Here is a 9,994-nt window from a genome sequence, read left to right as displayed (position 1 = left end):
CGCTTGGCCTCCGACTTGTCCGCCCGGCCCGCCGGCCTCCGATCGTCCGCCCGGCCCGCCGGCCTCCGATCGTCCGCCCGGCCCGCCGGCCTCCGATCGTCCGCCCGGCCCGCCGGCCTCCGATCGTCGGCCCGCACCGCCGGCCCGCACCTGCGCGTCCTCACCACCGGCCTCCTTGAGTGTCATGGGCCTCACCTTACGACGGATTGCGTGCGATACGCACATATGATTATGTGCCTATCGCATGTATTTCCAGTTGAAGGGATGCCGTCATGGCCATCACCATGAACCACCTGATCGTCCCCGCTACGGACAGGACGACCGCCGCCACCTTCTTCGCCGACCTCCTCGGCCTCAGGGTGGCCCCGCAGGCGGGCCCGTTCGCCCCGGTCAGGGTCAACGACGACCTCACGCTCGACTTCGACGACCGCCGCGACCCCCAGCCAGGCCACTACGCGTTCCTGGTGGACGACGACACCTTCGACGCGGTCATGGAACGGCTCCAGAGCGGTTCGGCGGACTACGGTTCCGGCCCGATGAGCGGCTGGGATCGGGAGATCAACCATCTCGGCGGAGGCCGGGGTGTCTATGTGCGCGACCCCAATGGCCACAGCTACGAGTTGTTCACGGCCGACCCCGCCTGAACAGCAGAGTCATACCCTTTCCGGCCGACGCGGAAGATTTTCGCGAATTCGATTGAACCCGCCACCGCCTTCCCTCGTACAACCTGACGGAAAACGGCACCGAGAAAGTGCCGACCGCGCTGACCGGCTGCCACGGGGATAGCGATGGAATTTCAGGGATGGAGCCACGGCCTGGCCCTGCGGCCGCGCGATTACCTGGGAAAGGGCGAATCGCTCGCCGCCGTCGTCAGGGCGGCGGGGCCGGTCAAGGGAGAGGCGCTTTACCTGCTCGCGCTCGGCACCGCCACGACCATGGCCAGGCTGCACCTGGGCGGGATCGCGGGGCTGCGGCTGAGCCCGGGCAACGTGCTGATCGGGCCGCGCGGGCAGGCGTTCTTCGCGCCGGGGCCGCGCGACAGCCGCTTCCCCGCGAACGACGTCAAGGACTGGGCGGACGTGATCGTCTTCGCGGCCACCGGGCGGTCGCCGGACGAAGGGGCCGACTTCGACAGGCTGCTTCCCGCGTTGCGCGCCGTGATCGAGGAATGTCTGCGCCCGGACACGCTCGCGCGCCCGTCGGCGGTCGATCTGGTACGCATCCTGCTCGGCCACTCCGGCGCGGCCAGGGGCGCCACGGTGCACGAACTGCTGCTGGAGGCAGAGCAGCGGACCAGGCCGTACGAGCCGCCGCCGCCCGTGGACGAGGCCGTGCCCGCGCCGTTCTGGCGCAGGCCCGCCTACCTCGGGGGCATCGCGATCGGCGTGCTGATCGTCGCCGCGGCGGCCGGTGTGGTCGTCGCGATCTCCGGCCGGGCCGCCGCCCCGCCGTCACCACGACCGGACACGAAAGACGTGGTCAGCGCGATCGGCCGCCGCACGGCCACGTTCCACCTGGAGAGCAAGAGCTCGCGGGGCGACGACGAGGAGGTCGTCGCCGACGGCCGGCTCAGCTTCGCCGCGAACGCCGCCACCTCGTACGAGATGAAAGTGACGTGCCGGAACGCTCCACAGCCCACCGAGGTGTCCATGGTCGGGAACAGGGGCGCGGCCGACGGCGTGCCGTTCGACGCGGAACGGCCACCGGCGGAACCCTGCGCCGCCTGGGCGGCCCCGTCCATCCGCGTCCTCAGCTCCCCGAACTCGATCAAGGCCCTGCTCGACGCGGCCGGCCCCAACGTGAGCAGGAGCGGCACCACACTCACGGGCTCGGCGCTGGCCCACCGGATCAGAGGCGCGGAGAGCCTTTTCAGCTATGGAGAAGGGCCGATCGGATTCACACTGCAGGTGGATGAGAAAGGGCTGCCGGTACGGCTCCAGTTGCGGGTGGAGAGCCGGCTCAGCGGCTCGGAGGTCATCGAGACCGATTATCGGAATTGGCGCCCTTACGAAACCGTCAAGGGGGCGACGACCAATGGCTGAGGAATTCTCCGCCGACCGTCGCGAGGCCGCGAACGTGTCACGCGATCTCAAGGCCATTCGCACGGCATTGGACGGAGAAAACGCCGGCGCGCTCGACGCGAAGACCGGCTCGGAAAAGGTCGACGAGGCCGTACGGAGGTTCTTCGAGGAGTCCTCCGACAACCGGGAGCGCATGAACCAGCTCCTGGAACGCGCCGCCGGCCTGCTCGACGCCCTCGTCGAGGGCACGGGCACGCTCGACGGCTCCCTGGCCGACTCACTCACGACCGGGTCGGGAAGCGCGTCATGAAGGGGAGCGCGTCATGAAGGGGAGCGCGTCATGAAGGGGAGCGCGTCATGAAGGGGAGTGGGTCATGAAGGCACTTGGACTCGGCGTGCTCACCGGCATCCTGGCCGCGACGATCGCGGTGTCGCTGGCGTTCGCCCTCACCGACAGACCCCAGGCCAGTTCCACGATCGTGGAGGTATCCGACCATGGCTGATCTGCCCTTCGGGTTCACCGTACGCGTGCCCGCATCCTGGTACGAGTTCGACGTCTGGCGCGCGGGACGTACCGGCGACCTGGCCCGGCTGGTGGACGCCCGGGTGCGGGCGGCACCGGCGCTGGCCCCGCACCGGGCGGTGCTGCTGAAGGTGCTGCGCGAGATCGCCGACCTGGCGGCGCGGCACGGGGCGGTGTTCGGGGCGGCGATGACCGACCACCTGGAGGACGTGGGCACCGTCCTGGCCACGCTCATGGTCCTGCACACGGAGGGGCTGCCGGGCGCCAACACCGTCGAGGAGATCGCCGCGGGCATCGTCGCGATCCCATCCGCGCCCGGCACGCCGACCTGGCGGAGCGTGGAGATCGTGGAGCTGGACGCGGGCCGCGCCGTACGCGTGACGGGGATCGAGTCCGGCGAGCTCGAATCGGTCGTCACGCAGACCCTCATCCCGGTGCCGGGCGGCCACGGCGTGCTGGACCTGGTGCTCACCAGCCCGCACCTGAGCCTGGCCGAGCCCATGCTCGACCTGTTCGACGCGATCAGCGCCACTCTGGCCTGGTCCGACCCCCAAGGAGAGTGAACCGTCATGGCAGGTGGCACGCATCACCTGAGTTTCCCCCAGGTGGAGAACAGCGCGACCCGGCTGGCCAAGGAGAAGGAGGACATCGAGTCCCGCCTGACCCAGCTCAAGTCGATGATCGACCAGCTCGTGAGCAGCGACTTCGTCACCGAGCGGGCCTCGGGCAAGTTCCAGCAGGACTACGAGCAGTGGAACACCGGCGCCAGACAGGTCATGCAGGGCCTGGAGGGCATGAGCACGTTCCTCAAGACCGCCATCGCCAAGCACCGCGAGCTGGACGCCTCGCTCAGCGGCGGCGCGGGAGCGTGAGGTCATGCCGGGCGGATGGGAGGTCCTCGGGCTGGCCGGCGACCCCGCACCCGGGGATCCGGGGCAGGTCAGGGGGCTCGCCGACCGGCTGCTCAAAGAGGCGCGGCTGGCCGACGACAACACGGCCAAGCTGAGCGATGTGTCGAGCGGCAGTTCGTCGCTGGGGATGCGCGGCGACTACGCGGCCCGGTACGCCGAGGCGCTGGGCAAGCTGCCCGGCGAGCTGGCCAAGCTGGGCAAGGCGTACCGGGGCGCGGGCGAGGCGCTGATGACGTACGCGGGCAGCCTCGAACAGGCCAAGACCCAGGCCGGCAGCGCCCTGCGCCAGGGGCAGGGCGCAGACGCCGTCTACCAGGGCGCGCTGCGCGAGGTACAGGCGCGGCTGCCCGGCGCGGGGCGCACCCTGCCCGAGGTGGAGTCGGCACTCGGCGCCGCCGACGCGACGGTCCAGGCCGCAGTGCGGCCGGCGGTCCAGCGGGCCCGCGACGCCGACGCCGACCGCTCGCGCGCCCGCAGGATCGCCGACGAGGCCGCCCGGCTGCGTGGCGACGCGGAGACCAGGGCGACGCGGGAGATCGAGCAGGCGCTGGACGGCAGCGGCATCAAGGACAAGTCCTGGCTGCAGAAGGCGTGGGACACGATCTCCACGCCGTTCAGGTCCTGGGACGACTTCGTGTCCTTCGCGGGCAACGTGGCGATGGTGGCCGGCCTGGTGGTGCTGGTGATCGGCACCGGAGGGCTGGCCGGGGTGATCCTGGCCGGCGTGGCGGTGGCCGCGGGGGCGGTGGTGCTGGCCGACGCGCTGAACAAGTACCGGCAGGGCAAGGGCTCGCTGGGCCAGGTCGGCCTGGCCGCGCTGGGCGTGCTGCCGGTGGGCAGGGGCCTGGCCCTGCTGGGCCGCGGCGCCAAGGCGGTGGCCGGGCTGGGCGGCGCGGCGGCCGCGGTACGCGGCGGCGCCGGCACCCTGCTCGACACCGGAGCCCTGGCCATGCGCGGCGGCGGGAACGCGCTGACCTCGCTGCGTACCGCCGTGCGGAGCGGCGGGGCCCGCACCGGCACCGCGGCCACCGGCGCCTGGCAGCGTGGCCGCCAGTTCTTCAGCCGGGACCCGGTGCACTTCCCGACCGGCGTCGTCCTGCTGCCGCAGACCGACGTCGACCTGCCCGGCGTGCTCCCGCTCCGCCTGGAACGCACCCACCTGTCGAGCTACCGCACCGGCCGCTGGTTCGGCCGCTCCTGGGCCTCCACACTGGACCAGCGCCTGGAGGCGGACGCCGACGGGTTATGCCTGGCCACCGAGACCGGCGCCCTGCTCGCCTTCCCCTACCCGGAGCCCGGCCACCCGGCGTACCCGGACGAGGGCCCGCGCCTGGCCCTGTACGAGACCGACGCCGGTTACACGGTCACGGACCCGCTCACCGGCCGCACCACCCACTTCGCCGAGACCACGGAACCCGGCGAGCTGCCGATCGCCGCGATCACCGACCGCAACGGCAACCGGATCGACGTCCGCTACATCGACGGCCTGCCCACCGAGGTCGTCCACTCCGGCGGCTACCACCTGGACGTCGAGACCTCCCAGGGCCGCGTCGTCGAGCTCCGCCTGCGCGGCGCCGGCCAGAGCCTCATCTCCTACGCCTACGACGAGGCGGGCGACCTGACCGAGGTGACCAACTCCTCCGGCCTGCCGCTGCGCTTCACCTACGACGACGAAGGCCGGATGACGCGCTGGCTCGACCGCATCGGCACCTGGTACGCCTACACCTACGACCTGGAGGGCCGCTGTGTCTACGGCACCGGCTCGGAGGGGGTCTTCAACGCCGAGCTCTCCTACGGCGACCGCCTCACCAGGGCCCGCGACTCGCTCGGGAACCTCACAACGTACCACCACAACGACCTGCTCCAGGTCGTCGCCGAGACCGACCCGCTCGGCCACACCACCCGCTACCAGTGGGACGCGTGCGACCGCCTGCTCGCGCGCACCGATCCGCTGGGCCGCACCACCCGATACGCCTACGACGACGCGGGCGCCCCGCTGTCCATCACGAGACCCGACGGCGCCACCCGCCGCCACACCCGCGACGAGCCGCTCACAAGGCCCGGCGACGCCACCCGCGACGAGCCGCTCACGAGGCCCGGCGACGCCACCCGCCACGAGCCGACCACGATCAGGATCACCGACTACGACGGCACCACCACGACCCTGCGCCGCGACGACCGCGGCAACCTCACGGCGGGCCCGGACGGCACCCGCGCCTATGACGACCGCGGCCGCCTGACCGCGATCACCAACCTCCTCGGCCACACCCACACCATCGAGTGCGACCCCGCGGGCCTGCCCGTCGCGATCACCGATCCGGCCGGCGCCACCACGCGCTACGAACGCGACCCCTTCGGCCGCGTCACCGCCGTCACCGACCCGCTCGGCCACACCACCCGCCAGACCTGGACGGTCGAGGGTCTGCCGGCGACCCGCACCGCCCCGGGCGGGGCCGCGGAACGCTGGATCTACGACCCAGAGAACAACCTCGTCGAGCACGTGGACGCGATGGGCGAGTCGACCCGGTTCGAGATCGGCCCCTTCGACGTGCCCACCGCCCGTACCACGCCCGACGGCGCCCGCCTGGAGTTCGCCTACGACACCGAGCTGCGCCTCGCCACGGTCACCAACCCGCAGGACCTGACCTGGCACTACACCTACGACCCCGCGGGCAACCTGGTCCAGGAGACGGACTTCAACCGCCGCGTCCTGACCTACGTCCACAACCCCGCGGGCAACCTCACCGAGCGCGTCAACGGCGCGGGACAGTCCACCAGCTACGTGTACGACGTCCTGGACCGGCTCATCGGCCGGCGCGCGGGCGACCGGCTCACTACGTTCGACTACGACGGGCTGGGCCGCCTGACCCGCGCCGCGAACCCGGACGCCGACCTGCGCCTCACCCGCGACGCCAGGGGCCGGGTCATCGGCGAGACCTGCAACGGCCGCACGCTCACCTCCGCCTACGACGCCCTGGGCCGCAGGGTGCTGCGCCGCACCCCGTCAGGGGCCGAGAGCATCTGGACCTACGACGCCCGCGACCTGCCCCTGACCGTCGAGACGGCCGGCCAGACCATCGGCTTCACCCACGACGAGGTCGGACGCGAGACCTCCAGGGCCTTCGGCGCCGGCGTCCGCCTGACCCACGACTGGGACGACGACTCCCACCTGCACGCCCAGACCCTGGCCGCCGGACCCGGCCGCCGGGTGGTGCAGCGGCGCACGTACGGCTACCGCCGGGACGGGCGGCTCACGGAGATCGACGACCTGCTCTCCGGCCGCCGCCGCTTCGACCTGGACCCCGTGGGCCGCGTCACCGCCGTCCACGGGACAGGCTGGTCGGAGCGGTACGCTTACAACGCCTCGGGCCAGATCACCGACGCCGCCTGGCCGGAGCAGACCGACGCCCAGGGTCCCCGCGCGTACACCGGCACCATGGTCCGCCAGGCGGGCCGCACCCGCTACGAGTACGACCGCCAGGGCCGCACGATCCTGCGCCAGCGCAAGCGCGTGTCCGCCAAGCCCCGCACCTGGCACTACACCTGGGACGCCGACGACCGCCTGACCGCCGTCACCACCCCGGACGGGGCCCGCTGGCGCTACCTGTACGACCCGCTCGGCCGCCGCATCGCCAAGGAACGCGCCGACGGCTCCCAGCGCACCGACTTCGTCTGGGACGGCCTCACCCTCGCCGAACAGTCCACCGAGTCGCACACCACGGCCTGGGACTGGGAGCCAGGCACCTTCCGCCCCCTGACCCAGACAGAACGCTCCCAGGAGTGGGTGGACGAACGCTTCTACGCCATCGCCACAGACCTGGCCGGCACCCCCGCCGAACTGGTGAACGCCGAGGGCGAGGTAGCTTGGCGCCCCCGCCGCACCCTCTGGGGCCTCTCCCCGGCCCCCTCGGCCGTCTCCTGCCCGCTGCGCTTCCCCGGCCAGTACGAGGACGAGGAATCGGGCCTGTACTACAACTACCTGCGCCACTACGACCCAGACGCCGGCTGCTACGCGGCCGCCGACCCGATCGGGCTCAGCGGCGGCTGGGACCCACACGCCTACGTCCGCAACCCGCACACCTGGATCGACCCGCTGGGCTTGTCGGCCTATCCGAGGGAACTGCCCGCGGGCAAACCGCCATCCGTCGTCCCGAACCGACTGCAGCCGCACGAGGCGATCCAGGCCCGCGAGATCACGGAACTGCGCGGCGGGCAGTTCGTGGGACCGCCGACCGACAACTTCGCGGGTATCGACGGCTGGCTCGACGGAATGCCCGTCAGCCTCAAGCAATACGGTGGCACCAAGCCCGTCATGGTCCTCAAGAAGGCGGGCGCGGCGGAGACCTCGGTGCGGAATGCCGGATACTCGGGCGTGGAGGTCTACATCGACGCGAAGAATGTGCCAGGGCAGGAGGTGCTCGATTTCGGCCTCAACGGGCCGCTGCCAGGTCTGACGCGGCAGGGGACCGTTAGCAGTATCTACGTCAACTCAGCCGACGGCTGGATCGTGTTTCCGGGGTGATGTATGTCCGTGGAAATCGGAGTCATGTGCCCGAAGCGGCCGGACCCGGAGGCCCTCACCCGCGTGGCCGGGTTCGCCATGCGAACGATCCTCGGGGTGACGGATGTTGAGGTCTTCTTCGAGGAGGAGGGAGAAACCTGGACATTCCACTGGGGAAGTGCGGGCCACGTCGTCACGTTCTTCGTGCCGCCCGGCCCGCGTGAGCCCGGACAGTTGTGGTACGTGGTGTTCCAGCCAAGCTCCCGCAGTGCCCCCGTGCCGCATCTGCTTGCGATCATCCTGTCCGCGGTCACCGCACTGCTGACCGGCGGCACGCTCGACGACGGCGATTTCCCGTTCGAGCGGCCGAAACTCGATCCCGAGGCGCTACTGGCCCAGGTTTTGCGAGAGGCGCCGCTAGAACTGGAGACCGCCATCCATCTGCTCAGGACCGGCCGGCTCCCATGACGAAGGACTCCACGCCCTAGAGCACCGCGAACTGCACCAGATCCAGTCGCCGAGCCGTCCCCGCGTACCCCCGCCCCGGCGGCCCGGCGAAGAACTGGTCGGGCTCCAGGTTCACCCCGTGTTCCCGGGCGTGAACCCGGCTGGCGGGCGTCAGCAGGAAGCGCGTCCCCGACCGCAACATCTCCGTGACCTCCCCCGCCATGGACCGCCGCTGCCCCTCAAGCACCGGCGTGGCGTCCCCCGCGAGCACCAGCGCCCGCCGCCCCAGCGAGGAGGGGGCGACGATGTCCTGGAGCAGGGTGGGCAACGTGTCGAAGTTCTCCTGCCGCGCCGTGATGGTGATCTGGTCGAAGTCATCCACGACCACCGCGTACCGGTCGAAGTCGGCCACAGCCTCCCGGAGGTCGGCGTCCGCGAACGACGTGCCGGCGAGCGTCCGAGCGCCCGGCAACGACTGGACCAGCGGCGACCGGGGCGGGGCGATGGCCAGGACCTGGACCCCGGCCCGCAGCAGCACCGTCGCCATGACCAGGGCGGCGTTGCTGCGCCCCGACCCCGAAGGGCCGGACACCAGCACGAGGTGCGGGCCGAGGTCGAAGAGGTCCAGCTCGACGGGTGTGACGTCGGGCCCGCCGACCCCGATGGCCGCGCCTTCCAGCCGCGCGAGCGGGACGACGGCGGGCAGCGGCGGGAACTGCTTGGCCAGGTCAGCCGGACGGCTGTGCCGGGCCGTGGGGATGTGGTCGGGCGGCAGGCAGACCTGGACGTGCAGCCCGGATGCCGCCTCGATGGCCCGCCCCGGCAGCACCGGCGGCGACACCATCCCCGACGACAGGTACGACCGCCGCGTCTCCTCCCTGGCGAACGGCAGGAACAACCGCTGCGAGAACAGGTCAGGCGTCTTCCCCCGCAACATGTCGTGCCCGCCCGCGGCCACCGTGTGGATGCCCACCGGCGGCCCACCGGCCACGACGCTCCGCAGGGTGGCCAGGAGCGGCGTCTCGTACCAGTCGGGGCTGCCGCGATCCTCGAAGCACTCCCAGCCGTCGATCACGAACACGATGACCGGCGAGGAGGGTTCGCCGGGGGTCAGCCGCGACAGCCGCCGCCGTTCCACCTCGCTCGCCAGCCACGTCACGATCCGCCTGACCCGGTCCGGCTCCCCGGACCCGGCCACGGCCCCGCAGTGCGGCAGGTCCGCGTACGCGCTCAGCCCGCCCGGCTGGTTCTCCACCACGTACAACCACACCTGCGACGGCGAGCAACGCGCCGCCAGGCTGGAGATCAACGTCCGGCAGAACGTGGTGCGCCCCGACTGCGGCCCCCCTGCCACCATGAGCCGCTCGGTCCCGCCCAGGTCCAGCGCCATCGCGGGCTGGGCCTGGTTGTCCGGATCGTCCATCAGCCCGTACGGCACCCCGCCCGCCCCCGCCACCGCGGTGTGCGGCAGCGTGGCGGGCAGCGGCGGCAGCAGGGGACGGAACGGCGGCTCGGCGGGCAGCCCCCGCGCGGCGGCGAGCGCGGCCGCGATGGCCAGGTCCTGGTCGCTGCGCCCGGCCCGCCGCGCGTC

Annotated in this window: 9 protein-coding genes and 1 pseudogene; 8 read left to right on the top strand and 2 right to left on the bottom strand. The window is 71.9% G+C overall.

Annotation, left to right across the window (positions count from 1 at the left end):
* Positions 1-186: pseudogene (locus ACFPZ3_RS67515) on the bottom strand (extracellular catalytic domain type 1 short-chain-length polyhydroxyalkanoate depolymerase); the annotation flags it as partial.
* Positions 187-272: 86 nt separating this feature from the next.
* Here ACFPZ3_RS67515 and ACFPZ3_RS67510 point away from each other — a divergent pair.
* From ACFPZ3_RS67510 to ACFPZ3_RS67475, 8 genes are all read left to right on the top strand, one after another.
* Positions 273-644 carry a VOC family protein gene (locus ACFPZ3_RS67510; RefSeq protein WP_379524864.1) on the top strand — a complete coding sequence of 124 codons (372 nt, stop codon included), beginning with the start codon at positions 273-275 and terminating at the stop codon, positions 642-644.
* Between the two features lie 144 nt (positions 645-788).
* Positions 789-2,042 carry a serine/threonine-protein kinase gene (locus ACFPZ3_RS67505; protein WP_379524863.1) on the top strand — a complete coding sequence of 418 codons (1,254 nt, stop codon included), beginning with the start codon at positions 789-791 and terminating at the stop codon, positions 2,040-2,042.
* Positions 2,035-2,331, top strand: a complete 297-nt coding sequence (locus ACFPZ3_RS67500) for a hypothetical protein (protein ID WP_379524862.1) — start codon at positions 2,035-2,037, stop codon at positions 2,329-2,331. Before ACFPZ3_RS67505 ends, ACFPZ3_RS67500 begins: the two co-directional genes overlap by 8 nt.
* Positions 2,332-2,395: 64 nt before the next feature.
* Positions 2,396-2,524, top strand: coding sequence for a hypothetical protein (locus ACFPZ3_RS67495; RefSeq protein ID WP_379524861.1), 129 nt, complete (start codon positions 2,396-2,398; stop codon positions 2,522-2,524).
* Positions 2,517-3,107 carry a hypothetical protein gene (locus ACFPZ3_RS67490; RefSeq protein WP_379524860.1) on the top strand — a complete coding sequence of 197 codons (591 nt, stop codon included), beginning with the start codon at positions 2,517-2,519 and terminating at the stop codon, positions 3,105-3,107. Before ACFPZ3_RS67495 ends, ACFPZ3_RS67490 begins: the two co-directional genes overlap by 8 nt.
* Before the next feature lie 6 nt (positions 3,108-3,113).
* Positions 3,114-3,416: a WXG100 family type VII secretion target gene (locus tag ACFPZ3_RS67485; protein WP_379524859.1), complete on the top strand. Its 303-nt coding sequence runs from the start codon at positions 3,114-3,116 to the stop codon at positions 3,414-3,416.
* A gap of 4 nt (positions 3,417-3,420) precedes the next feature.
* Complete coding sequence (locus tag ACFPZ3_RS67480) at positions 3,421-7,977, top strand: RHS repeat-associated core domain-containing protein (protein ID WP_379524858.1); 4,557 nt, start codon at positions 3,421-3,423, stop codon at positions 7,975-7,977.
* A gap of 63 nt (positions 7,978-8,040) precedes the next feature.
* Positions 8,041-8,424, top strand: coding sequence for a hypothetical protein (locus ACFPZ3_RS67475; protein ID WP_379524857.1), 384 nt, complete (start codon positions 8,041-8,043; stop codon positions 8,422-8,424).
* 16 nt (positions 8,425-8,440) lie between these two features.
* On the opposite strand, the gene ACFPZ3_RS67470 is transcribed toward ACFPZ3_RS67475, so the two are convergent.
* A partial coding sequence (locus tag ACFPZ3_RS67470) for an FtsK/SpoIIIE domain-containing protein (RefSeq protein WP_379524856.1) occupies positions 8,441-9,994 on the bottom strand: 1,554 nt, incomplete at its 5' end.

It is taken from the genome of Nonomuraea insulae, assembly GCF_042656245.1.
The sequence above is the reverse complement of the archived record's forward strand: the minus strand, read 5'-3'. Positions and strand labels throughout refer to the sequence as shown.